Here is a 23,464-nt window from a genome sequence, read left to right as displayed (position 1 = left end):
AAGGTCGTCAACCCCCAAGGATAAATTTATTTAAATCAATGACTTCGCCCTGCTTTAACAGCGCGGGCGGGGTTTCTCGCGATACAGGGTTTGGCGCCTATATTCTGGCACCCGACAAGGCGCTATAGTTCGCACCAGCAGATGATGGCAATGTGCATCTACAGAGGAACGCCTACTTATATATAGGGGAAAGACTGCTCAACTCGTCGAACAGTCCTATCCGCCACATGCCTCAATCACTACACTTTAACGCCCCCCCCATAAAGAGGTCACACCGGTGACACCACTCATGATCACCCTGCTGGTAGTAACCGGGATCGTAATATTGATCGCCATTGGCTACATGAACCATGTGGTGGAAAACAATAAACTGGAAAAGGCCCGAGCTCAGATCGAGCTCAACGACCGGTTACGCCGCTGTGGCGAGATCACCGAAACCTTCCCCGGCCAGCTGATGACTCCGGCACTCAAATTGCTGCTGACGCGTCTGGAATTGAACGTCAACCAGCGCATGCTTCACCTCAATAAATCCAGCGCGACTCTCAAGGCGCGTATCGCGGAACTTGAGGCGCTGATCGGCCAGGGTGAATCAATTCCGGTAAACAACCCGCCCGGCCCGATCCAGACCGAAGCCAAGGCCAAGGATGTGCGTTTTCTGTTAGAGGCGCTTCACGGTCAGGTAACTCGTGCAGCCCAGGACGGCTTCTTGCCGAACAATGAAGCCAAGTACTGGATCAAGGAGATTCGCCACCTGCTGGTGCTGCTGCACATCGAATTTTTCAACAACCTCGGCCAGCACGCCTTGCAACAGACTCAACCCGGCCAGGCGCGCCTGGCGTTCGAACGCGGCGTGCAATATCTGCGCAAACAGCCAGAACCTGCGGCATACAGCCAACAGTTGCGAGCGCTGGAAGCACAGTTGGCCCGTGCCAATGCCATGGTGCTGACCAATAGCCAGCCGGTCGCGGACGAGGTCAATGAGTTGACCGAAGGTTTAAAAGTCGTGGATGCGGACGCCGACTGGAAAAAGAAAGCCATTTACGACTGATCCCTTCCCGCCTTGCCTACGGGCGTAGATACTTTGCGCCCGAGCCATCACTTTGCATCTATCCCTTGGCGCGCAACTCGCGTAAAAAAGTGCACTTCCTTCTGTTAACGAAAGAGGCCCGCTATGCCCTTCGTCGTCATTGATGATCAACCACTGCATTACCTGGACCAAGGCCACGGCCCAGCGGTCCTGCTTGGCTCAAGTTATCTGTGGGACGGCAATATGTGGGCGCCGCAGATAGAGGCCCTGTCGCAACAGTACCGAGTAATTGTTCCCGAGCTTTGGGGCCATGGCGAATCAGGTCAGTTACCTACCTCCGTGCAATCCCTTGACGACCTCGCACGCCAGGCCCTGGCCCTGCTGGACCATCTGGACATCGCACACATCAATCTGGTGGGCTTATCGGTCGGTGGCATGTGGGCCGCACGCCTGGCGTTGCAAGTTCCTGAGCGGATCAACAGCTTGGTGCTGATGGACACCTATCTCGGTGCAGAACCCGAGGCGGCCCGCCAATATTACTTCTCGCTGCTCAAGATGATCGAGGATGCGGGCGCCATCCCCGAGTCGTTGCTGGATGTGATCGCCCCCATCTTCTTCCGCCCATGCATCGATCGCGAGTCCGCGCTGTATCAGGATTTTCGCCAGGCGTTGCAGAACTTTTCCAAAGAACGCCTGCTACAAAGCATCGTCCCTCTTGGACGACTGATCTTTAGCCGCACCAATATTCTGGATCAACTGCCACACTTGGACGCGAACACCACCTTGGTGATGTGCGGTGAGCATGACAAGCCACGACCACCCGCCGAGGCCCGGGAAATGGCCGACCTCATCGGCTGTTCATTGAAATTGATCCCCGACGCGGGCCATATTTCCTGCCGGGAAAACCCTGACTTCGTCAATGAGGCACTGCTCACTTTCCTGGTCAATCACGCCTGATCAAAGACGACAGCGCCCCACCGACCATTCCATACCAGGCCCTTGGCCTGGGTCAGTTCGACGGACTCGTCGAACACCTAGCGGTAGGCGTCGAGGGGCGTAACTTCAGCAAACCACTGCTGAGCGAGGACATGCCTTTGAGGCTTTTGAATCGATGGCCGATGGTTTGCAGTAATCACAAGCCCGGTATCCATGCCGCGAGATTCGCAACCGCAAGCCAGGCACACAAGACGTCAGCCCCCGTTAATGGCAAAAACTATATCTGCGTCGCTTTCAAAATGGTGGACTCGATCCTGCAGGGCCCATGGCCCGGAACAGCGCCTGCGCGCGCCGATCACCGGCATACGCTACATTGATCCGCTGCCAATCACTGCGCTCGCCCGTCGGGCTGAACAAGGCGCCAGGCGAAAGCAGGACCCCGAGCCGACGAGCATGGGCATGCAGTGTCGAACGCTCCTCCACACCTGGCCTCGCCCAAAGAAACATCCCCCCCGCCGGCACGGCAAAAACCTCCCACTCTTCGTCCTCCAGCAGTTGCAAGGTCGTCGCCATTTCTACGCTCAATCGCCGACGCAAACGCTGGACCCATTTGCGATAAGTGCCATTGGCCAGAAGCGTAGCCACCACGGCTTCGGCAAAGCGCGATGTGCCCATGCCAGTCAACGTCTTGACCTTGACCAGTTGCGCAATGGTGGCCTCGTTGGCGGTGAGATAGCCGACCCGCAGCGCGCTGCTCAGCGTCTTGGAAAAACTCGCGACGTAGATAACCCTATCGTCATGCGGCAAGGCGGCCAGCCGGGTACACGACGCATGTTGCAGGTCTCCGTAGACATCTTCCTCGATGATCAGGAAATCCCGCGCATGCGCCAGTTGCAGCAAACGCTCCGCCACCAACAATGAAAGGCTGGTGCCGGTCGGGTTGTGGTAAAGACTGTTGATGAACAGGCATTTGGGATGATGAATTGCCAGCAACGCTTCCAGGACCTGCAGATCCGGTCCACTGCGTGTCCTGGGCACCTCCAGCAACTTGACCCCGTGAAAGGTCAGCAAACTATAAAGATTGCCGTAGCCTGGGCTTTCGATCACGACCGTATCGCCGGCCTTGAGGAGCGTGCGTATCAACAAGTCCAGGGCATGACTGGCACCGTGAGTCGTCAGAATGCGGTCGACGCTGGAAGCCACTTGGATCTGGGTCAGGCGCTTGAGCAATTGCTCGCGCAACACTGGCAACCCAAGAGGCGTGCTGTAGTTGAATACCCCGGCAATGTCGGTACGGGTAATTTCACGAATCGCATAACTGATGTCGTCGTTCTCGCGCCAGGAGTCCGGCAACCATCCACATCCCAGCTTCAACTCGCCCAACGGACTATCGGTAAACACGCCCCAGTCCCGCTCCGCACCTTCATACCATTGGCATTCCGTGGCCGGGCCGCTGACAGCAGGCTGCGCCGCGACGAAAAAAACCGAACCGTGCCTTGAGGCTAACAGCCCTTCGGCCACCATTCGATCGAACGCCTCGATAACGCTGGACTGGCTGAGCAAATTGTCATGGGCCAACTGCCGGATGGAAGGCAGGCGTGTTCCAGGACTGACTCCACTTTCCCGAATCCACGCGGCCACCGCGCTGACAATCTGCTGAACCACCGGGATCAGGGCTTGCCGATTGATCTCCAAATCCATGAGCCATCCCCTTTTAACTGTTTGGCATTTAACTCAAACCAGTTAAGCACAGATGCCCCTGAAGACCTTGCCCATAATTTTATTAAAGCTTTGATTTTATTGAGTTTTTTACCTATTGAAACACAATGGATCGAGGCATCTGGCCATCTGCGGAAAGGTCTCACAGACTTCCAAAAGGCTTTCTGAATGCTGTTGGGCATCAGGTCCTAGATGGCCGTCGCACCACCGTCCACCGCCAGGGCGTGACCGGTGGTGAACGCCGCACCATCGCAACATAAGTAAAGGACCGCACTGGCAATTTCCTCGACCTTGCCGATACGCCCGACCGGGTGCATGGCGGCGGCAAAATCCGCCTTGCGCGGATCGGCTTCATGGGCTCGGCGGAACATATCGGTATCGATCACCGCCGGGCATACGGCATTGACGCGAATCTTCTTTTTCGCGTACTCAATCGCCGCCGACTTGGTCAAGCCAATTACCGCGTGCTTGGAGGCTGCATAAATACTCATCTTCGGTGCTGCGCCCAATCCTGCCACCGATGCCGTGTTGACGATGGCCCCGCCACCCTGGGCCAACAACAGTGGCAACTGGTATTTCATGCACAACCACACACCCTTGACGTTAACCCCCATGATGGCGTCGAACTCATCCAACGTGCCGTCCGCCAGCTTGCCTTTCTCGATTTCAATTCCGGCATTGTTGAACGCATAGTCCAACCGACCATAGACGGCGATCACCCGCTGCATCAGGTGCTGTACATCCGCTTCTTCGGTAACGTTACACCTTACGAACACAGCGCTGCCGCCCGCCCGGTGGATCAACGCGACCGTTTCCTCGCCGCCCACCATGTCCAGGTCGGCGACTACTACCTTCAAACCTTCATTAGCAAATGCCAGTGCCGTAGCGCGGCCAATACCTGCTGCGGCACCCGTCACCAGGGCAACCTGGCCGGAAAACGTCATACTCATGCTTATGTCCCTGGATGTTGAATCGTCGGCCCAGCATAGCCAGCGCGCACAACCGAACGTCAGCACTATCAAAAGGCCAGTTAGGCTTTCATGCGCCACAGTGATAAGTGTGTCGACCGCACTATCAATCCAGCCTATCGACAAGCATTCGCACTCATCGATCAAGCTTGCTCCCCGCGTCGGGAGGGGCTATCACTCTAGGCTCATTTATCCAGAGTCGCTGCCATGACTGCCCAGACCAATCGCCAATTTCTTCTCGCCAAACGCCCGGTCGGCGCGGCCACGCGGGATACATTCAGCTATCAGGAAGTGCCGGTGGGCGCCGTTCAGGACGGCCAGATCCTGGTACGCAACGAGTATTTGTCCCTCGACCCGGCCATGCGTGGCTGGATGAATGAAGGCAAGTCCTATATCCCACCCGTGGGCATCGGCGAAGTCATGCGCGCACTGGGCGTCGGACAGGTTATCGCTTCGAACAACCCGAAATTCAACGTGGGCGATTACGTCAACGGCGCGTTGGGCGTGCAGGACTACTTCCTGGGCGAGCCCCGTGGTTTCTATATGGTCGATCCCAAACTGGCACCGCTGCCGCTTTATCTGTCGGCGCTGGGCATGACCGGAATGACCGCCTACTTTGCCCTGCTCGATACCGGCGCGCCGAAAGCTGGGGAAACCGTGGTGATTTCCGGCGCTGCCGGCGCAGTGGGCAGCATCGCCGGGCAGATCGCCAAGATCAAAGGCTGTCGAGTTGTGGGCATTGCCGGAGGAGCCGACAAATGCAGGTTTTTGCTCGATGAGCTGGGGTTTGACGCGGCCATCGACTACAAAAGCGAAGACGTGGCGACCGGCCTCAAGCGCGAGTGCCCGAAAGGCGTAGACGTGTACTTCGATAACGTTGGCGGTGACATTCTCGACGCCGTACTGAACCGTCTGGCCTTGAAGGCACGGGTGGTGATCTGCGGCGCCATCAGCCAATACAACAACAAGGAAGCCGTGAAAGGGCCGTCCAATTATTTGTCACTGCTGGTCAACCGGGCGCGCATGGAAGGGTTTGTGGTGATGGATCACGCCGCGAACTTTGCGGCAGCCGGGCAGGAGATGGCTGGCTGGATGGCTCAGGGCAAGCTCAAGAGCAAGGAAGATATTGTCCAGGGGCTGGAGACGTTCCCGGAAACGCTGATGAAACTGTTCAACGGCGAGAACTTTGGCAAGTTGGTGTTGAAAGTCAGCTAAGCCTGTGGGGGGGGGCCGGTGAACCGCCCCCCACACCAGATCAGGCGATCTGGGCAACTACCGCCGCCAACGCCTTGGCCGGATCGGCCGCCTGACTGATCGGGCGGCCGATAACCAGGTAATCGGAGCCTGCATCCAACGCCTGGCGTGGCGTCAGGATCCGTCGCTGGTCATCCTGGGCGCTGCCCGCCGGGCGAATTCCCGGTGTCACCAATTGCAGCGACGGGTGGGCAGCCTTCAACGCCTGGGCTTCCAGCGCCGAACATACCAGGCCATCCAGGCCGGCCTTCTGCGCCAGGGCCGCCAGGCGCAGCACTTGTTCCTGCGGCTCGATATCCAGGCCGATCCCGGCCAGGTCTTCACGTTCCATGCTGGTCAGCACGGTCACGCCGATCAGCAACGGCTTGGGACCGCTGCGCTGCTCCAGCACTTCGCGGCAGGCCGACATCATGCGCAGACCACCGGAACAATGCACGTTGACCATCCACACGCCCATCTCGGCTGCAGCCTTGACCGCCATCGCGGTGGTGTTGGGGATGTCATGGAATTTCAGGTCGAGGAATACTTCGAAGCCTTTGTCACGCAAGGTGCCCACAATTTCGGCGGCGCAACTGGTGAACAGCTCCTTGCCGACCTTGACCCGGCAAAGCTTGGGGTCCAACTGGTCAGCCAGCTTCAGTGCGGCGTCACGGGTGGGGTAATCCAGGGCGACGATGATAGGAGTCTGGCAGACGGACATTGGAATGGGCTCTCTGGCAAGTCGAAATCGGCGCGGATTGTAGCGCAAGCAGCGCCCTTGCGGGATCCGATGATCAGTAAATCGTCAGGATCCGCGGATTTTGTCCGCGCCTGGGGCGGCTACCCCACCTCATCTTCCCGTCGCACCTGAGCCTGGCTGGCGCTCCAATCAGTCAACAGACTATAAGCCACCGCCAACAATGTCGGCCCGATAAACAACCCGATGAAGCCGAACGCAATCAACCCACCGAATACCCCAAGCAATACGATCACCAGCGGCAGGTTACCACCACGACTGATCAGATAAGGCTTGAGCACGTTGTCCACGCCGCTGATGATGAAGGTCCCCCAGACACCGAGGAACACCGCATAGGTGTAATCGCCCTTGAACACCAGCCAAGCCGTGGCAGGAATCCACACCAGCGGTGGTCCCATGGGTATCAGGCTCAACAGAAAAGTGACGACCCCCAACACCAGGGCCCCCGGCACGCCGGCAATCAGGAAACCGACCAGCGCCAGCAATGCCTGGGCCGCTGCCGTACCAATCACACCGTTGACCACCCGCTGCACCGTACCGGCAACCAGTTCGATGTAGTATCCGGCACGGTCGCCGATCAACCGTTCCAGCAACCGATGGACGAACATCGCCAGACGCGGCCCGTCCCGGTAGAAAAAGAACACGAACACCAAACTCAGGGTCAGTTCCAGAATGCCGCCGCCAATCTGCGCGCTACGCGCCAGCAACCAGTTGCCGACCTGTCCCAGATAGGGCTTGATCGTGACCATCAAGGCGGCGCCCTGCTGATCGATGCTGTCCCACATGCCCAACAGGCGCTCGCCGACAAAGGGAATGGACCCCAACCAGGTTGGTGCCTGAGGCAAGCCATCGACCTGGATATCCTTGATCAACGCCACGGCGTCACGCACATGGTCCGCCAGGTTGAACCCCAGCCACACCAGCGGCACAGCCACCAACAGCATCCACCCCAGCGTCAGGATCCCCGCTGCCAGGGATTCACGGCCACCCAGCGTACGGGTCAGCAGACGCATCAGTGGCCAACTGGCAAACGCCAGCACCGCGCCCCAGAACAGCGCCGACCAGAACGGCGCCATCACCCAGAAGCTGGCACCAAACAGCACCAGGAGCAGGATCTGCACCAGCAGGCGATCGTTGTTGAGCATGTGGTCTCTCGAGAAAAAGTCGTTAGGAGCAGAGTTTAGGCGAACGGCGCGGGTCCGCTCGCCCTGGAGTAGTCAGCGAATCAATTGCAGGCGCAAACCCTTGGCTTCGGAAGCAATGGTTTCCAGCCGCGCAGCTCGTACGCCCTTGCCGATCAAGCCCTCACGCCAGGTTTCAGCATTTGGCCCGGTCAAACTGACCCGCAAAGTGGTATCCAGGTTCAACCCGCGGGAGATCAGCGTGAGCCAGGTGGGGTCAAGCTCGCCGCCCAGATTGGGAAAATCCAGCTCGCCGGTGCTTTTCAGTTCACGCAACAGCGTGGCAGACGTAGGCAGCAATACCGGCATGGGGGTGCTGGCATCCAGTTGCTCGACATGCAGATATGCCCGGCGATTGCCCCTGGTGATGCCATACAGTGCAACCAAGGAGTTGTCCTGTGGCGCGGCGAGGCGTAGCAGCAGGAACTCCTGCTGGCCGTCGGCGCCCACCAGCTTGGCACTGCCCAGCACATCGTTGGCCCACAGGCTGCTTTCGCCGCAATCACGGGCCTGGCACCAGAACAACAGTTGCGCACCCTGCTCTTGCAGCGCCTCACGCGTGGCCTTGAAGGCAGCGCTGGAGGTATGTTCGACAGGCAGTTCGTAGGTAATGCCAGTAACCTGGCCGCGAGCAGTGGCTTGGCCGTCATAGCGCAACTTGCCGCTGATCTTGCGGATCGCCCCCATCGGGTAGATGCGTTCCTTGTCTTCGGCCGGGCGGTAATCGACGATTTGTGCATCAACCGGACGAGTTACGGACGGAAGATCCTGGCTCCCCGGCAAGTCTGCGGCAAACACCAACGGGCTAAAACAGCACAGCCCCAGAAAACGGATAACGCCTTTGGTCCTGATCATCGGATGGATGCGCCTGGGCCGTTGGATGCCTTCACATTGTTCAGATTGCTCATGGTTGACTCCCTTTCAATCCGCCCAGCCTCGGCAGTTGATCGCCCCAAGTCAAGGCGTGGTGAAAAACCGATTGAAACAGTCTGCAACAAGCATGGCGCCCGACTCGTCGTTAAGGTGTAAATGATGGCCACCAGCAAGCGTCGCTACCGAAAAAGGCAGTTGGGAAAGCAATTCGGAATGTTTCGCCAGCATGCCGTCTTCTGCGACTACCAATTGCGTCGGGCAGGCGACCCGCCGCACGAAAGCCATGGCCTGCTCTTGCGTCAAGCGCATCGGCGAGGCCAGGGTCAAGCGACTGTCGCTGCGCCAGGTGTAGCCACCCGGTACTGGCATCAAGCCCCGCTGTGCCAGCAGTTCGGCGGCTTCACGGCTGACCGCCACGACGCCCTTCATCCGCGCCTCCACAGCCCGGTCGAGAGTGCCATACACCGGTTTGCGCTTGTACTGCAGGCTCAGTTGCGCCTGCAGCGCCATGCCCAGGCGCTCGGCCGCATTCTCGCCGGTGTCGGTTGGCGGGATCAGGCCATCGATCAATCCCAGATGCGTCACGCGTTCGGGCAAGGCGCCGGCCAGCACCAGGGAAACAATGGCGCCAAGGGAATGCCCAAGTAATGCGAAACGTTTCAAGCCCAGCTGTTCGGCGACTTGCAGTACATCGTGGACATAATCCCACAGGGCATAACCCGCCCCTGCGGGTCGATGGGCCGAATGACCGTGGCCCGCCATGTCCAGGGCAATAATGCGCAAGCCGTGCAGTTTCGGCGCCAGCCGCGCAAAGCTGTTGGCGTTGTCCAGCCAGCCATGCAGGGCGATCACCGGCAAGCCATCTTCAGGCCCGAACAGATGTGCGGCCAATTCAATATGCGGCAGGCTGAGGCGCACCTCTTCAACGTGGCTGATCATGCGCAACTACGCTCACGCTCGCGGGCTTCCCAGCGACTGAACAGATTCTTGATCAAGGTCGCGGTGTCTTGCGGGCGCTCGAGGGGAAACATATGGCCGCCGGGCATGGTCAGCATTTCACCCAGAGGCAGGCGCGCAACGCTGCTGGCATGGTGACGCATCACCACCCGGCTTTGTCGGCCACGCACTACTGCCAACGGCACTTTCAGTTGCCGGGCATGACCAGGACTGGTGTGCGGTACGCCCCGGTAGATGCTGATTTCGGTCGCAGGATCAAAACGCAGGCGCAGGCGATCGCCCACCTGATGCAAACCGTGTTGCAGGTAGGCTTCCAGGCATTGCGGATCAAAACCGCGAAACAGCGACTTACCCGAAAAGTAATGACGTGCGGCGTCCATGTCGATGAACTCTTCACGACGCCCGAGGGTCCGGCCTGCCGGCGTCAGGCGGTCGATAAAACCAAGCCGCTTGGCGGCGCGAATCACCCAGCGATCCGCCAGCGTCAACACCGGTGAGTCAAGCATGACCACGCCGCGGTACAGTTGTGGGCAACGCAGAGCTGCATGCAGATGCAACACGCCTCCCAATGAGTGCCCGACGCCCCACACCGGTACAGGCTGCTGCTCAAGGTGGTAGATCAGTTCATCCACCAGGTTCTGCCAATTGTCATCCACCGGAAACCTCGGGTCATGACCGTGCAGCGGCAGGTGCGCCACCGCATATTCCGGGGCGAGGGCATCGAATAATTTGCCGTAGGTCGCCGAGGGAAAGCCATTGGCATGCGTGAAAAACACCTGTTGCGACATAACCCGTCCATCATTGAAAACAGAAGTGGATTGTCCCCACGCTTGGCCGCAACAGCAATGACTGTAACTGCCAGGAATGATGACACTCACGCCACGCCTATCGCGCCGGCGGGCTCTCGCCCAGAGGCACCACGGCCATGGTCAGGCGTGATATGCAACTGGGCTTGCCCGCGTCGCTGGTCAGGCGGATATCCCAGACATGCGTCGTGCGCCCGATATGGACGGCCCTGGCCACCGCCGTCACCCGCCCTGAACGCAAGCCGCGCAGGTGGTTGGCGTTTATTTCCAGGCCCACGCAATAGAACTTGCTGGGGTCGATGCACAGGTAACTGGCCATGGAACCGACGGTTTCGGCCAGTACCACCGAGGCGCCGCCGTGCAACAACCCGTAGGGCTGATGCGTGCGATGGTCGATCACCATGCTGGCTGTCAGTGATTCGTCGTCAAACCCTTCAAAACGAATATCCAGCACTTCACCAATGGTGTTTTTCTGGACCGCATTCAATTGCTCAATATCGGGAACGGTGCGCCACAGACTCATTGCAGTGTCCTTATTGATTTTATCGGGCGCTCAATCCTGCCACAGCACGACCTCGGAACGCTCGCTCCAGGCTTGGAACTGTGCACCGTATTTTGATTCGATCACGTTGCGCTTGATCTTCAATGTAGGCGTCAAGAACCCGTTCTCCACCGCCCAGCTGTCTTTTACCACTACCAGTTGGTGCAAGCGCTCATGTTTATCCAGCACCTGATTGACCTCCTCCAGCAAGCGTTCCAGGCTAGCCTGCAATGAAGCGCGAGCTGCCCCGGCGGCCTCTTGCATACCCACCGCAGAAAGCACACACAAGCCCATCGGGGCGCTCAAGCCATCGCCGACCACACATACCTGCTCGATCCGACCGTGCTCGGCCAAGCGGTTTTCGATGGGGGCCGGTGCGACATACTTGCCTTTGCTGGTCTTGAAGATTTCCTTGAGGCGCCCAGTCAACCGCAGACGGCCATCGCTATCTTGCTCGCCCTTGTCGCCGGTGCGCAGGAAACCGTCGTCGGTAATCGTCTCGGCGGTTTTCTGTGGGTCCTTGAAGTAACCGAGCATGGTCGCACCGCTACGGACCTGGACTTCGCCGTTTGGATCGATCCGCACCTCGACCTGCGGACACGGCAGGCCGATCCAGCCGATTTTCTGCTGTCCAGGGCGACAGATATGCGAATAACCGCAGCTTTCCGTCATGCCATAAACCTCCAGTACATCCAGACCCAGGCGCGAGTACCAGCGCAATAGCGCCTCGGGCACCGGTGCTGCTCCCGAAAGCGCTACGCGTAGTGCGTCCAGCCCCAGCCCGGCAAGCACCTTGCGCCCTATCCGCTTGCCGATAAAAGGCAGGCGCAACAGCCTTTCCAGGCGTTCTTGCGGGATTTTGCCGTAGACGCCCATCTGGAACTTGGTCCAGATCCGCGGAACGCCAAACAAAGCCGTCGGCCGTGCGCGCCGCAGGTCGATGAGGAAGGTGTCGAGGCTTTCGGCGAAAAACACCGTTTGTCCGGTATAGATCGAAGCCATTTCCACAAACATGCGCTCGGCAACATGGCACAGCGGCAAGTAGGACAGCAGGCGATCCCCTTCGCCCAAACCAAACAACTCAGTGCCCCGGGTGGCGGCGAACCCCAGCGTGGCGAAACTGTGCATGACCCCTTTTGGTAAACCGGTGGTGCCCGAGGTGTAGATGATGGTGGCCAGGTCTGAAGCCGCAGGCGCAGGATCATCCTGGATCGGGGAACAGGTTTGCAGATCGGCCCACGTAAAATCGAACGCGCCCTCCGGGCATAGTGGCAGGCTGATGGTCGGCAGCCCGGCTTTTACTCCGGGAGCCATGGCCGGCCAATCGTCGAGTTTGCCGACAAACACCAGAACCGCTTCGGAATGCTCCAGCACGTGGGCAACCGACTCGGCGGTGAGATTGGGATACAGCGGCACAGAAACATGCCCAGCCATCCAGATCGCCAGGTCGGCAATGATCCAGTGCGCGCAGTTCTTCGAGATCAGGGCTATGTGCGAACCCTGGGGCAGCTCCTGCGCTCGTAGCCAATGAGCGGCGCAACGGGCCTGGTGCCCGACCTCGCCCCAGGTGAGGGTCTGCACCTGGCCCCCGCCCGTAGGTTGAACCAGAAACGGTTGGCGCGGATGCCGCGCTTCACGCTCGAAGAAAGCCTGCAACGGCAAACGAAAAGCGACAGACATGGGACGCGCTCCTGTGCGTGCTGAGGATAGCCAACCAAGCACTTGCTCGGGTGACTATTCCATGCACAAAGGAGCACTGCAAGAGCTGGCTGGCACTACCTTGACCAAATGTGTGGGCTTGCTCGCGATAGCAGCCTTAAGCGCTACGAATACCTGAGCGCATACGCCGGCTCAATCTTGGCCGCGCGATACGCCGGATAAATCGTCGCCAAAAAGCTCAGTACAAAGCCGGCACTGCAAATCAACAGCACATCCCCGCCCTGCAACTCCGAAGGCAGGTTGCTGACGAAGTACACGTCCGAGCTGAAGATGTGCTGCCCGGTCACGCGTTCCACCCAGCCCACCAGCTCACTGACATTCAGCGCGGCAATCACACCAAGCACGCCGCCAATCAAGGTGCCGACAACCCCGATCACCGTGCCCTGAACCATGAAGATCGCCATGATCTGGCGTGGTGTCGCGCCGATGGTGCGCAAGATCGCAATATCTGCCCCCTTGTCGTTCACCACCATGATCAACGTGGCAATGATATTGAACGCAGCGACGGCGACGATCATCAGCAGAAGCAAGCCGATCATGGTCTTTTCCATCTTCATGGCACTGAACAGGCTGCCTTGGGTGTGCGTCCAGTCGTCCGCCTTGTAGGCCGCTCCCAGGGCAGTGGCGATGTCCGCCGAAACCTTGGGCGCCGCGTACAGATCCTTCACCGCCAGGCGCACGCTTTGTACCTGGTTCGGCTGCCAATGCAGCATGTGTGCAGCATCGGCCACATGGATCAAAGCCATCGAACCATCCAGCTCCGCACCGACCTTGAACACACCCACCACATTCAAGCGCTGCATACGCGGCGTGATGCCACCCGGGGCACTGCTGATCTCAGGAACGATCAACGTCAGTTTGTCACCGACATTCAAGCGGAAGCGACGGGCCGTGATTTCACCGATCACCACGCCGAACTCACCCGGCTGCAGATTCTCCAACTGCCCCTGGACAATATGCTGGGCGACGATGGACACCTTGCCTTCCTGGGCCGGATCGATACCGCTGATCTGGATCGGCTGCATCGCTCCTTTATAAGACAACATGCCTTCCATTTCGGTGAACGGCACGGCGGCCGTCACTTCTGGATTTTTCAGCGCGGCGGCGGCCACAGGCTGCCAATCGCTGATCGGGTTGACGCCGACGATGGTCGCGTGAGGCACCATGCCGAGAATGCGTGAGCTCATTTCCCGCTGGAACCCGTTCATCACCGACAACACCACGATCATCGCCAACACGCCGAGGGCGAGGCCGATCATCGAGGTCATCGAGATAAACGAAACAAAACGGTTGCGGCGCTTGGCGCGGGTATAGCGCGTGCCGATGAAAATCGATAACGGTCTGAACATTCGCGGGCACCGTTGAAAAAATGGAAAACCCGACGTCCGGCGTCGGGCTTGAAACAGGTCAGATGGCGACCAGATGACCTTCCTGCAGGTGCAACACGCGGTCCATCTGCCGGGCCATGCTCATGTCATGGGTCACCACCAGGAACGCGGTGCGCATCTGGGTGCTCAGCTCCAGCATCAAGTCCTTGATGCCTTGGGCGGTATGGGAGTCGAGGTTGCCAGTGGGCTCGTCGAGCATCACCAGGCCTGGATTGTTGACCAGAGCACGGGCGATCGCCACGCGCTGGCGCTCACCACCGGACAGTTCCGCCGGTTTGTGCTCTAGACGATGACCGAGCCCGACCCGCTCCAGCAGCGCCGTGGCACGTTGACGGGCCTCGGGAATCGCGGTCTTGCCGATCAACAGCGGCATGCAGACGTTTTCCAGCGCCGTGAACTCCGGCAGCAGATGGTGAAACTGGTACACAAAGCCCAGGGAACGGTTGCGCAACTGGCCGCGCGCGCGCTCGTTCAAGGCCGACAGCTCTTCACCGGCCAGCCACACACTGCCCTGGGACGGCGTATCGAGGCCGCCCAACAGGTTAAGCAAGGTACTTTTGCCAGAACCGGAACTGCCGACGATGGCAACGCGCTCGCCCGGGTGCAGCTCCAGCTGCAGATTGGAAAGCACCACCACGGATTCCGGGCCTTCCTCGTAGGATTTGCCCAGGTTGCGGCAGCTCAGGATTGCTTTTTCACTCATGCCCGATTCACTCATAACGTAAAGCCTGCGCTGGCTGGGTACGTGCCGCGCGCCAGGCTGGATATAGGGTGGCAAGGAAACTCAGGACCAGCGCGGCGCCGCCGACCATCAACACGTCCTGGCTCTGCACCTGGGACGGCAAGTAGTCGATGAAATAGACATCCGCGTTGAGAAACTTGTGGCCGATCAGCGCTTCAAGACCGGCAATGGCAGCACTGACGTTCAGCGCGGCGAGAATGCCCACCGCAGTGCCGATCAGGGTACCAACCACGCCAATCACGGTGCCCTGTACCATAAAGATCGCCATGATCTGCCCCGGCGTGGCGCCAAGGGTGCGCAGGATTGCGATATCGCCCTTTTTGTCATTCACCACCATCACCAGAGTGGAGATGATGTTGAATGCCGCCACCGCGACAATCAGCAGCAATAACAGACCGATCATGGCTTTTTCCATGCGGATGGCCTGGTACAGGTTGCCGTGGGTGCGTGTCCAGTCGCGGGCGTAATACTGGCTTTCACCCAAATGCTGGGCGATTTCCCAGGAGGTGCGTGGTGCGTCGAACAGGTCGTTGAATTTCAGACGCAGGCCTTGTACCTGATCCGGCTTCCAGCGGTGCAGGCGGGCCAGGTCGGTGAGGTTGGTCAGGCCGAGGAAGCCGTCGATCTCGCCTGCGCCGACATGAAAGATGCCCACCACGGTAAAGCGCTTCATGCGCGGAAACATGCCGGCCGGGGTCACGGTGACTTCCGGCGCGACGAAGGTCAGCTTGTCGCCAATGCCCACGCCCAGCTTGGCCGCAGCCCGATCGCCAATGACGATGCCAAAGCTGCCGGGCGACAAGTTGTCCAGTTTGCCCTGCTGCATGAACTGATCAATGATCGAGACCTTGCGCTCCTGAGCCGGGTCGATGGCGTTGAGCAGGACTTTCTGCACCTTGCCATCGTGGGTCAACAGCCCCTGCATCTGGGTGAACGGCGCAACCGCCAGGACCTTGGGGTTCTGCTTGACCTTATCGGCCAGGCTTTGCCAGTCGCCGAGCGGTTCGCCCGACTCGATAGTCGCGTGGGGCACCATGCCCAGCACGCGGGTGCGCATTTCATGATCGAAGCCGTTCATCACCGAAAGCACCACGATCATCACGACAACACCAAGGGCGAGTCCGATCATGGAGGTCAAGGAAATGAACGACACAAAATGATTGCGACGCTTTGCACGGGTATAACGCGTGCCGATAAATACGAAGAGAGGTCTGAACATGTCGGGGCTTGTTCGGAGGAAAAGAAGACGTCCCTGTGGCGGGGTCTGGTAAGCAGCTTTACACTCAGACCATTACCGCAACCCGGGGTTCGCCATGACGACATTAGATGAAGAAGATCGCCGCGAATACTACCGTATCGACGACATGATCGCACTTCAAATCAGCAGCCTGTCGGTGGCGCAGGCCATGGGCAAGGAAGTGTTGCTGGATGATTCCCCGCTGTTCAACCTGCTCAGTGAATTACACCTGAGTGAATTTGAATCCCAGCACCTGCTGCGCCAGATCGGCGAACGCGATCGTACCCTTGCCGCCTTCCTCAAAGTGCAGAACAAACGCATGGATCTGCTCAGCCAGGTCATGGCCCACAGCCTCCTAGGCGAGATCGGCACGCCGCAGCCGGTGGTCATTTCCGAAGGCGGTATCGACTTCCAGCACCCTGCGATGCTGTCTCCCGGTTCCCACCTGGCGATCAAGCTGGTGCTGATGCCCCAGGCGCTGGGCCTGCTGCTGCGTGCCAAAGTCACGCATTGCGAACTGAAGGCTGACGGTTTTGACGTCTGCACCGAGTTTGAATCCATGACTGATGCCCAACGCCAACTGCTGGCACGCTACATTTTGCAGAAACAGGCCCAGGAACGACGCCTGGCCTTGGAACAAAGCGACGGCCAAGACACCTGAATTCGTATTTATCCAGCCAGAAAACCTGGCGCAAGGAGCAACTGTGACCCTGATTTATGGCCACCGCGGCGCTAAAGGCGAAGCACCGGAAAACACCCTGACCAGCTTCCAGCAGTGCCTCAAGCACGGCGTACGCCGCTGCGAGCTGGACTTGCACCTGTCCATGGACGGTGAGCTGATGGTCATCCACGATCCGACCCTCAAGCGCACTGCCGATCGACGCGCCAAGGTGGTGGAATACAACGCTGCCGACCTGGTGAGGATGGATGCGCGCAAAGGCGGTCCCGGCTGGATCACGCCCTGCCCGATCCCGCGCCTGGAAGAACTGTTCGAAAAGTGCGACTTCGATCACTGGCAACTGGAAGTCAAAAGCGCTTCACGCACTCGCGCCGCGACCACCGTGCTGGCGATTCGGGAAATGGCCGTGCGGTTCGGCATCATGGACAAGATCACTGTGACCTCCAGCTCGCGGGAAGTTCTGAAAGCAGCACTGGAGCTGACACCAGACCTGTCTCGGGGGCTGGTGGCGGAATATGCCTGGCTCGACCCACTGAAGGTCGCGCAAAACTATGGCTGTGAGATTCTGGCGTTGAACTGGACGCTGTGTACCCCCGAGCGCCTGGAAAAAGCCCAGCGCCAGGGTTTGCACGTATCGGTGTGGACAGTCAACGAACCCGCGCTGATGCGCAGGCTCGCCGACTTCGGCGTAGATAGCCTGATTACAGACTTTCCCGGTTTGGCCACTGCCACCCTCGGGAATTACTGAAATCGGTCTCCCCGGCCGGCTCAGGCCACCGGCCGGAGCCGCTCAAAAAAGCCGGTTGAGGCCGTCGTAGGCGGCTACCCGATAGGCTTCGGCCATGGTCGGGTAGTTGAACGTGGTGTTGACAAAATACTTGAGGGTATTTTGCTCGCCCGGCTGGTTCATGATCGCCTGGCCAATGTGCACGATCTCCGAAGCCTGGTAGCCGAAGCAATGTACACCGAGGACTTCCAGGGTCTCGCGATGGAACAGAATCTTCAGCATGCCCTGGGGCTCACCGGCAATCTGCGCACGCGCCATGCTCTTGAAGAACGCCTTGCCCACTTCGTAAGGCACCTTGGCCTTGGTCAGCTCGTTCTCGTTCTTGCCGATGGAGCTGATCTCGGGAATCGTGTAGATCCCGGTCGGCACATCGTTGACGTAGCGCCAGCTGCCATTGTCGACGATGCTGCCAGCAGCCGAACGCCCCTGGTCATGGGCGGCACTGGCCAGGCTGGGCCAGCCAATGACGTCACCGGCACCGTAGATATTGGTGACGCAAGTGCGGTAGTTCTCATCGACTTCGATCTGGCCACGGCTGTTGACCTTGACCCCGATGTTTTCCATGCCCAGCTTGTCAGTGTTGCCGGTACGACCATTGCACCAGAGCAAGGCATCGGCCTTGATCTTCTTGCCGGACTTGAGGTGCAGGATCACACCATTGTCCAGGCCTTCAACGCGGTCATATTCTTCGTTGTGGCGCACGGTGATGTTGTTGTTGCTGAAGTGGTAGCTCAACGCCTGGGAGATTTCCGAGTCGAGGAAGCTCAGCAACTGGTCGCGGTTATCCACCAATTCCACCAATACACCCAGGCCACTGAAGATCGAGGCGTATTCACAGCCAATCACGCCGGCGCCGTAGATGATCAGTTTGCGCGGGGTGTGGCCCAGGCTGAGAATAGTGTCGCTATCGTAGATACGCGGGTGGTGGAAATCGATATCAGCCGGGCGATAAGGCCGCGAACCAGTGGCGATGATGATGTGCTTGGCCACCAGCTTCTCGACCACGCCATTGGCGCAGACCACCTCGACGGTTTGCTCGTCGGCGAAGCTGCCGGTGCCGAAGAACAGGTCGACGCGGTTACGGGCGTAGTAGCCGGTACGCGAGGCGACTTGCTTGGAAATGACTTTCTCGGCGCTTTTGAGTACGTCCGGAAACGAGAACCAGCGTGGCTCACCAATGGCCCGGAACATCGGGTTGGTGTTGAACTGCATGATCTGGCGCACCGAGTGACGCAAGGCCTTGGACGGGATGGTGCCCAGGTGGGTGCAGTTACCGCCGACCTGGCGGCGGCTATCGACCATCGCCACCTTGCGCCCTGCTTTGGCGGCGTTCATCGCCGCACCTTCTCCAGCCGGGCCGGAACCCAGTACCACCACGTCGTAGTTGTAGACAGCCATGCGTACTCCTCAGAACAGGCCAGGACGCACGGTTGGGCGCCTGGCTAAATCATGCCGCGGCCAGCGGTCATGAAGGATCAAATAGGCTCATGTGTGTGAGCCGGGGCACAGTCTATAGAACGCTCAACGCCGCGCACATTAACCCTTGGTCGCGTCGTAGGCCAGTTTTGCCTTTACTACATAGTAATTGTTACGGCTTGGCCGCCGTCAGCTGCTCGAACACCTTGTTACTGCGTGTGACGAAAGCACTCCCCTCACGCATCACAAAAAACACCGCGATCCGGTGTTCTTCTGCGTAGTTCCAACCCTCTTCAGGCCCCAGCACCAACAGCAAGGTCGACAACCCATCTGCCATCAATGCCGAAGGAGCCAACACCGTGACCGACGCCAACTGATGGGTGATCGGCGCCCCGCTGCGGGCATCGAGGGTATGGGAATAGCGGCGACCATCCTGCTGGAAATAATTGCGATAGTCACCTGAAGTAGACACGCCGAAACCGTCCACCGCGATAATACGCTCGGCTACCTGCTGATCGTCGCGGGGTTCTTCAAGACCTACGCGCCAGGGCGCCCCGTCGGGTTTACGCCCGGCAGCCTTGAGCTCCCCGGTCACTTCGACCAGGTACCGGTCAATACCCAACTGCTCTAGCCGTTCGGCGATTCGATCCACCGTGTGACCGGCGGCGATGCTGTTGAAGTCCACCTGGACGGCCGCATCCTTGCACAACTGGCTGCCCGCGATCCGCAGGTGCTGGTGACCGACGCGCAGGCGCGCCTGGGCCAACGCCATGGGCTCCGGTATTTTTATCTCCCGCGCCTGCGGGCCGAACCCCCACAGGTTCAGCAGCGGCTCGACGGTCAGGTCAAACGCCCCGCCGCTGGCCTGGGACAACTGTTCGCCGGTCCGTACCAAGTGCAGGATCGGTTCGGGCATCGGCCGGCAACTGTTGGCCGGCAGGTCGTTGAAATGTTCGATATCGGAATCGCTGCGATAGGTCGACATCTGCCGGTCGACCTCGCCAAGAATGCTCTGCACCTGCGGCTGCAAATCACTGGTGGCCGGCGTGCCGGGATTGCGGACATATTTGATCGAATAGGTGCTGCCCATGGTCTGGCCGCCAAAAGCTTCCAGGGACTCACTGGCGCCGCAGCCCCCCAGCATCCCCAGCACAGCCCCCACCACGGCGTATCGCAAACCGCCCATAAGACACACAACCTTATCGCTGTTGAAACTGAATGAAGCCGCACTCAAGCATATTTCCGAGCGGACCATTATGCGGCATGTCGCCGCCTGACGCGGGTTGAGCAGGCTCGAAAAAATAGCCAGCTTGCTAACGGTTTTTCTTGCTTCGCTCTTATCTATACACATATGGTTACAAAAATCTTGAACGCCACCACGCGCCCAGATCTGTAGCACGGACGAACACCAAGCAGGGATTTCCAACACGATAGCCAGTTGAGTAAATGACATGTCCAGCACTACGGGCAAAGGCAAGGCGATCTTTCGCGTTGTCAGCGGTAACTTCCTCGAAATGTTCGATTTCATGGTCTATGGCTTCTACGCCACGGCCATCGCCAAGACCTTCTTCCCTGCCGACAGCGCCTTTGCGTCCCTGATGCTGTCCCTTGCGACCTTTGGAGCCGGGTTCCTCATGCGCCCGCTTGGAGCGATTTTCCTCGGTGCCTACATCGACCGCCACGGCCGTAAAAAAGGCCTGGTAATCACCCTAGTCATGATGGCCGCGGGTACGGTCCTGATCGCTTGCGTTCCCGGCTACGCCACTCTGGGGGTGGCCGCACCGCTGATTGTACTGTTTGGTCGCTTACTGCAAGGCTTTTCTGCAGGTGTCGAGCTGGGCGGGGTCTCGGTGTACCTGGCGGAGATCGCTACACCGGGACGCAAGGGGTTTTTCGTCAGTTGGCAGTCCGCCAGTCAACAAGCCGCGGTGGTGTTCGCCGGCCTGTTGGGTGTATGCCTGAATCACTGGCTGAGCCCCGAAGAAATGGGTGAGTGGGGCTGGCGCGTGCCGTTCCTGATCGGTTGCCTGATTGTGCCCGTGATCTTCGTGATTCGCCGCTCCCTGGAAGAAACCCCTGAATTCCAGGCGCGTAAACATCGCCCTACCCTGCAGGAAATCATCCGCTCTATCGGTCAAAACTTCGGCATCGTCCTGGCCGGCATGGCGCTGGTGGTGATGACTACCGTGTCGTTCTACCTGATCACCGCCTACACCCCGACCTTCGGCAAGGCCGAGCTGCACCTGTCAGACCTGGATGCACTACTGGTCACCGTGTGCATCGGCCTGTCGAACTTCTTTTGGCTGCCGGTGATGGGCGCGGTGTCTGACAAAGTTGGCCGCAAGCCCCTACTGCTGGGAGCGACCATTCTGGCGATCCTGACGGCGTATCCGGCCCTGTCATGGCTGGTGGCCAATCCGAGCTTCAGCCATCTGCTGATCGTCGAACTGTGGCTGTCATTCCTCTATGGCTCGTATAACGGTGCCATGGTAGTAGCCCTGACCGAGATTATGCCGTTGGAAGTGCGCACCACCGGCTTCTCCCTGGCCTACAGCCTGGCGACCGCGACCTTTGGTGGCTTTACCCCGGCGGCCTGCACCTACCTGATCCATGTGCTGGATAACAAGGCCGCGCCGGGAATCTGGCTCAGCGGTGCGGCGGTGCTGGGGCTGGTGGCAACCTTGGTGCTGTTCAAAGGCAATCGGCATGCACTGCGCACGGCGCAGGCCTCGGTGGTTGGCGGCACCTGATAGATTGCCAATCGCGAGCAGGCCGCCCCCACATTTGACCGCATTCCAAGGACGTACTCGATCACATGTGGGAGCGGGCTTGCTCGCGATGAGGCCTTCAAACCCAACACAAAATTCCCAGGTACAAAAAAGCCCCGAACCAGTCGGGGCTTTTTCATTCAACGCTGTGGCTTAGCGCGGAAACGCAGGTGGGTTGACCCCAGCCATGTCTTCCATCACGCGAACTACCTGGCAGCTGTAGCCGAACTCGTTGTCGTACCAAACGTACAGTACAACGCGGTTGTCCTGGGTAATGGTCGCTTCCGCGTCCACCACACCGGCGTGGCGCGAGCCAACGAAGTCGGTGGAAACCACTTCCTGGGAATTGACGTAGTCGATTTGCTTGTGCAGGTCGGAGTGCAGCGCCATGTAGCGCAGGTACTCGTTCATCTCTTCACGGGTGGCGGCTTTCTCAAGGTTGAGGTTGAGAATGGCCATCGACACGTTCGGCGTCGGCACACGAATCGCGTTGCCGGTCAGCTTGCCGGCCAGCTCAGGCAAGGCCTTGGCAGCAGCGGTGGCAGCACCGGTCTCGGTGATCACCATGTTCAGCGCGGCGCTGCGGCCACGGCGATCGCCCTTGTGGAAGTTGTCGATCAGGTTCTGGTCGTTGGTGTACGAGTGAACGGTTTCAACGTGGCCGTTGACGATGCCGAACTTGTCATTCACTGCCTTGAGCACCGGCACGATAGCGTTGGTGGTGCAGGAGGCAGCGGACACGATCTTGTCGTCAGCGGTGATTTCAGCGTGGTTGATGCCGTGAACGATGTTCTTGAGCTTGCCCTTGCCAGGCGCAGTCAATACAACGCGGTCGATACCCGGGCAGGCCAGGTGCTGGCCCAGGCCGTCGGCATCACGCCATACGCCGGTGTTATCCACCAGCAGGGCGTTCTGGATGCCGTACCGGGTGTAATCCACCTCGGTCGGGTTCTTCGCGTAGATCACCTGGATCAGGTTGCCGTTGGCGGTGATGGTGTTGTTTTCTTCGTCAATGGTAATGGTGCCATTGAACGAACCGTGCACCGAGTCACGACGCAGCAGGCTGGCGCGCTTGGTCAGGTCATTCTCGGCGCCTTTGCGCACGACAATGGCACGTAGGCGCAGGCCGTCGCCGCCACCGGTTTTCTCGATCAGGATGCGCGCCAGCAGACGGCCGATACGACCGAAACCGTAGAGGACGACGTCGGTGCCTTTACGCGCGGCAGCATTTTGCTGGCCAACCACGTCAGCCATTTCTTCGCGCACGAACTGCTCGGCGGTACGGCCATTGCCTTCATTGCGGAATTTGTAGGCCAGCTTGCCCAGGTCTACCGAAGCCGCGCCGAGCTTGAGCTCGCTCATGGCCTTGAGCAGTGGGAATGTTTCGTGGACGGAGAGTTCGCTGTCGTCGGCAGAGCGGTGGCGAGCAAAGCGATGAGCCTTGAGAATCGCGATGACTGACTGGTTGATCAGGCTGCGGCCATAGATCGAGCTAACCACATTGTTATTGCGGTAAAGCTGGCCGATAAGCGGAATCATCGCTTCTGCGAGTGCTTCACGGTCGATCCATTCACCAAGACACTGGTCGGGCTTCTGAGTCACGGGAACCTTCCACATGTAGGGGCTGAAAAAAGGGGCTACATTATGCCGCCCGACCGCCCCCCAAGCAATGCGCGAACCGCAACAAAACCCCTTGCAAAAAAAAACAACCGCGCCGCAGGCCAGTAAAT

At 59.3% G+C, this 23,464-nt stretch carries 20 protein-coding genes and 1 pseudogene; 6 read left to right on the top strand and 15 right to left on the bottom strand.

Translation table 11 applies throughout. The features are described from left to right. Nucleotides 1-289 precede the first annotated feature (289 nt). Both OQ460_RS07995 and OQ460_RS07990 read left to right on the top strand, forming a co-directional pair. Complete coding sequence (locus tag OQ460_RS07995) at nt 290-1,048, top strand: hypothetical protein (protein WP_410021297.1); 759 nt, start codon at nt 290-292, stop codon at nt 1,046-1,048. Between the two features lie 123 nt (nt 1,049-1,171). Beyond that, nucleotides 1,172-1,984 (top strand): alpha/beta fold hydrolase, encoded by an 813-nt coding sequence (locus OQ460_RS07990; protein ID WP_410021296.1) that lies wholly within the window; start codon nt 1,172-1,174, stop codon nt 1,982-1,984. Between the two features lie 256 nt (nt 1,985-2,240). Here the strand turns inward: OQ460_RS07990 and OQ460_RS07985 are convergent. Then, nucleotides 2,241-3,664, bottom strand: a pseudogene (locus tag OQ460_RS07985) (PLP-dependent aminotransferase family protein). Nucleotides 3,665-3,870: 206 nt separating this feature from the next. Then, entirely contained in the window at nt 3,871-4,632 is a 762-nt protein-coding gene (locus OQ460_RS07980; RefSeq protein WP_410021295.1) for an SDR family oxidoreductase, read from the bottom strand. A gap of 225 nt (nt 4,633-4,857) precedes the next feature. On the opposite strand from OQ460_RS07980, the gene OQ460_RS07975 reads away from it, so the two are divergent. Further along, nucleotides 4,858-5,865: an NADP-dependent oxidoreductase gene (locus OQ460_RS07975; RefSeq protein ID WP_410021294.1), complete on the top strand. Its 1,008-nt coding sequence runs from the start codon at nt 4,858-4,860 to the stop codon at nt 5,863-5,865. Nucleotides 5,866-5,905: 40 nt separating this feature from the next. Here the strand turns inward: OQ460_RS07975 and pyrF are convergent, their stop codons facing one another. The 10 genes from pyrF to OQ460_RS07925 form a co-directional block, all read right to left on the bottom strand. After that, nucleotides 5,906-6,604, bottom strand: coding sequence for an orotidine-5'-phosphate decarboxylase (gene pyrF, locus OQ460_RS07970; protein ID WP_410021293.1), 699 nt, complete (start codon nt 6,602-6,604; stop codon nt 5,906-5,908). A 119-nt stretch (nt 6,605-6,723) separates the two neighbouring features. Beyond that, nucleotides 6,724-7,785: an AI-2E family transporter gene (locus tag OQ460_RS07965; RefSeq protein WP_410021292.1), complete on the bottom strand. Its 1,062-nt coding sequence runs from the start codon at nt 7,783-7,785 to the stop codon at nt 6,724-6,726. 72 nt (nt 7,786-7,857) lie between these two features. Next, the gene (locus tag OQ460_RS07960; protein WP_410021291.1) at nt 7,858-8,676 is read right to left on the bottom strand and encodes a DUF4892 domain-containing protein; all 819 of its coding nucleotides are present in this window, start codon (nt 8,674-8,676) and stop codon (nt 7,858-7,860) included. Between the two features lie 102 nt (nt 8,677-8,778). Further along, entirely contained in the window at nt 8,779-9,633 is an 855-nt protein-coding gene (locus tag OQ460_RS07955) for an alpha/beta hydrolase (protein WP_410021290.1), read from the bottom strand. Further along, nucleotides 9,630-10,439, bottom strand: coding sequence for an alpha/beta fold hydrolase (locus OQ460_RS07950; protein ID WP_410021289.1), 810 nt, complete (start codon nt 10,437-10,439; stop codon nt 9,630-9,632). The genes OQ460_RS07955 and OQ460_RS07950 overlap by 4 nt, the downstream gene beginning before the upstream one ends. A 97-nt stretch (nt 10,440-10,536) precedes the next feature. After that, nucleotides 10,537-10,980, bottom strand: a complete 444-nt coding sequence (locus tag OQ460_RS07945) for a hotdog fold thioesterase (RefSeq protein ID WP_410021288.1) — start codon at nt 10,978-10,980, stop codon at nt 10,537-10,539. Between the two features lie 30 nt (nt 10,981-11,010). Then, entirely contained in the window at nt 11,011-12,678 is a 1,668-nt protein-coding gene (locus OQ460_RS07940) for an AMP-binding protein (RefSeq protein WP_410021287.1), read from the bottom strand. Nucleotides 12,679-12,821: 143 nt separating this feature from the next. Then, complete coding sequence (locus OQ460_RS07935) at nt 12,822-14,066, bottom strand: lipoprotein-releasing ABC transporter permease subunit (protein ID WP_410021286.1); 1,245 nt, start codon at nt 14,064-14,066, stop codon at nt 12,822-12,824. Between the two features lie 58 nt (nt 14,067-14,124). Beyond that, the gene (gene lolD, locus OQ460_RS07930) at nt 14,125-14,808 is read right to left on the bottom strand and encodes a lipoprotein-releasing ABC transporter ATP-binding protein LolD (protein ID WP_165447422.1); all 684 of its coding nucleotides are present in this window, start codon (nt 14,806-14,808) and stop codon (nt 14,125-14,127) included. Nucleotides 14,809-14,815: 7 nt separating this feature from the next. Then, complete coding sequence (locus OQ460_RS07925; protein WP_410021285.1) at nt 14,816-16,066, bottom strand: lipoprotein-releasing ABC transporter permease subunit; 1,251 nt, start codon at nt 16,064-16,066, stop codon at nt 14,816-14,818. A 94-nt stretch (nt 16,067-16,160) separates the two neighbouring features. On the opposite strand from OQ460_RS07925, the gene OQ460_RS07920 reads away from it, so the two are divergent. Next, entirely contained in the window at nt 16,161-16,745 is a 585-nt protein-coding gene (locus tag OQ460_RS07920; protein ID WP_410021284.1) for a PilZ domain-containing protein, read from the top strand. 43 nt (nt 16,746-16,788) lie between these two features. Continuing rightward, nucleotides 16,789-17,511, top strand: a complete 723-nt coding sequence (locus tag OQ460_RS07915; protein ID WP_410021283.1) for a glycerophosphodiester phosphodiesterase — start codon at nt 16,789-16,791, stop codon at nt 17,509-17,511. A gap of 42 nt (nt 17,512-17,553) precedes the next feature. Here OQ460_RS07915 and sthA read toward each other — a convergent pair whose 3' ends face one another. Together sthA and OQ460_RS07905 are read right to left on the bottom strand one after the other, a co-directional pair. Then, nucleotides 17,554-18,948 (bottom strand): Si-specific NAD(P)(+) transhydrogenase, encoded by a 1,395-nt coding sequence (gene sthA / locus OQ460_RS07910; RefSeq protein ID WP_339530484.1) that lies wholly within the window; start codon nt 18,946-18,948, stop codon nt 17,554-17,556. 190 nt (nt 18,949-19,138) lie between these two features. Beyond that, nucleotides 19,139-20,152, bottom strand: coding sequence for an FAD:protein FMN transferase (locus tag OQ460_RS07905; protein ID WP_410021282.1), 1,014 nt, complete (start codon nt 20,150-20,152; stop codon nt 19,139-19,141). 265 nt (nt 20,153-20,417) lie between these two features. Between OQ460_RS07905 and OQ460_RS07900 the strand changes: the two genes are divergently transcribed. After that, on the top strand, nt 20,418-21,716 hold the full coding sequence (locus OQ460_RS07900) for an MFS transporter (RefSeq protein WP_410021281.1): 1,299 nt from the start codon (nt 20,418-20,420) through the stop codon (nt 21,714-21,716). Between the two features lie 171 nt (nt 21,717-21,887). On the opposite strand, the gene OQ460_RS07895 is transcribed toward OQ460_RS07900, so the two are convergent. Then, the gene (locus tag OQ460_RS07895; protein WP_410021280.1) at nt 21,888-23,351 is read right to left on the bottom strand and encodes a glyceraldehyde-3-phosphate dehydrogenase; all 1,464 of its coding nucleotides are present in this window, start codon (nt 23,349-23,351) and stop codon (nt 21,888-21,890) included. Between the last annotated feature and the right edge of the window lie 113 nt (nt 23,352-23,464).

Source organism: Pseudomonas imrae, assembly GCF_046352735.2.
Classification (GTDB): Bacteria; Pseudomonadota; Gammaproteobacteria; order Pseudomonadales; family Pseudomonadaceae; genus Aquipseudomonas; species Aquipseudomonas imrae.
Note: the sequence above shows the minus strand (reverse complement) of the source record. Positions and strands in the feature narration are given on the sequence as shown.

Bases quoted from the DNA above. Each gene is read 5' to 3' on its own strand.
- OQ460_RS07995 (WP_410021297.1), top strand. From the start codon at position 290: ATGATCACCCTGCTGGTAGTAACCGGGATCGTAATATTGATCGCCATT.
- OQ460_RS07990 (WP_410021296.1), top strand. From the start codon at position 1,172: ATGCCCTTCGTCGTCATTGATGATCAACCACTGCATTACCTGGACCAA.
- OQ460_RS07980 (WP_410021295.1), bottom strand. From the start codon at position 4,632: ATGAGTATGACGTTTTCCGGCCAGGTTGCCCTGGTGACGGGTGCCGCA.
- OQ460_RS07975 (WP_410021294.1), top strand. From the start codon at position 4,858: ATGACTGCCCAGACCAATCGCCAATTTCTTCTCGCCAAACGCCCGGTC.
- pyrF (WP_410021293.1), bottom strand. From the start codon at position 6,604: ATGTCCGTCTGCCAGACTCCTATCATCGTCGCCCTGGATTACCCCACC.
- OQ460_RS07965 (WP_410021292.1), bottom strand. From the start codon at position 7,785: ATGCTCAACAACGATCGCCTGCTGGTGCAGATCCTGCTCCTGGTGCTG.
- OQ460_RS07960 (WP_410021291.1), bottom strand. From the start codon at position 8,676: ATGATCAGGACCAAAGGCGTTATCCGTTTTCTGGGGCTGTGCTGTTTT.
- OQ460_RS07955 (WP_410021290.1), bottom strand. From the start codon at position 9,633: ATGATCAGCCACGTTGAAGAGGTGCGCCTCAGCCTGCCGCATATTGAA.
- OQ460_RS07950 (WP_410021289.1), bottom strand. From the start codon at position 10,439: ATGTCGCAACAGGTGTTTTTCACGCATGCCAATGGCTTTCCCTCGGCG.
- OQ460_RS07945 (WP_410021288.1), bottom strand. From the start codon at position 10,980: ATGAGTCTGTGGCGCACCGTTCCCGATATTGAGCAATTGAATGCGGTC.
- OQ460_RS07940 (WP_410021287.1), bottom strand. From the start codon at position 12,678: ATGTCTGTCGCTTTTCGTTTGCCGTTGCAGGCTTTCTTCGAGCGTGAA.
- OQ460_RS07935 (WP_410021286.1), bottom strand. From the start codon at position 14,066: ATGTTCAGACCGTTATCGATTTTCATCGGCACGCGCTATACCCGCGCC.
- lolD (WP_165447422.1), bottom strand. From the start codon at position 14,808: ATGAGTGAAAAAGCAATCCTGAGCTGCCGCAACCTGGGCAAATCCTAC.
- OQ460_RS07925 (WP_410021285.1), bottom strand. From the start codon at position 16,066: ATGTTCAGACCTCTCTTCGTATTTATCGGCACGCGTTATACCCGTGCA.
- OQ460_RS07920 (WP_410021284.1), top strand. From the start codon at position 16,161: ATGACGACATTAGATGAAGAAGATCGCCGCGAATACTACCGTATCGAC.
- sthA (WP_339530484.1), bottom strand. From the start codon at position 18,948: ATGGCTGTCTACAACTACGACGTGGTGGTACTGGGTTCCGGCCCGGCT.
- OQ460_RS07905 (WP_410021282.1), bottom strand. From the start codon at position 20,152: ATGGGCGGTTTGCGATACGCCGTGGTGGGGGCTGTGCTGGGGATGCTG.
- OQ460_RS07900 (WP_410021281.1), top strand. From the start codon at position 20,418: ATGTCCAGCACTACGGGCAAAGGCAAGGCGATCTTTCGCGTTGTCAGC.
- OQ460_RS07895 (WP_410021280.1), bottom strand. From the start codon at position 23,351: ATGTGGAAGGTTCCCGTGACTCAGAAGCCCGACCAGTGTCTTGGTGAA.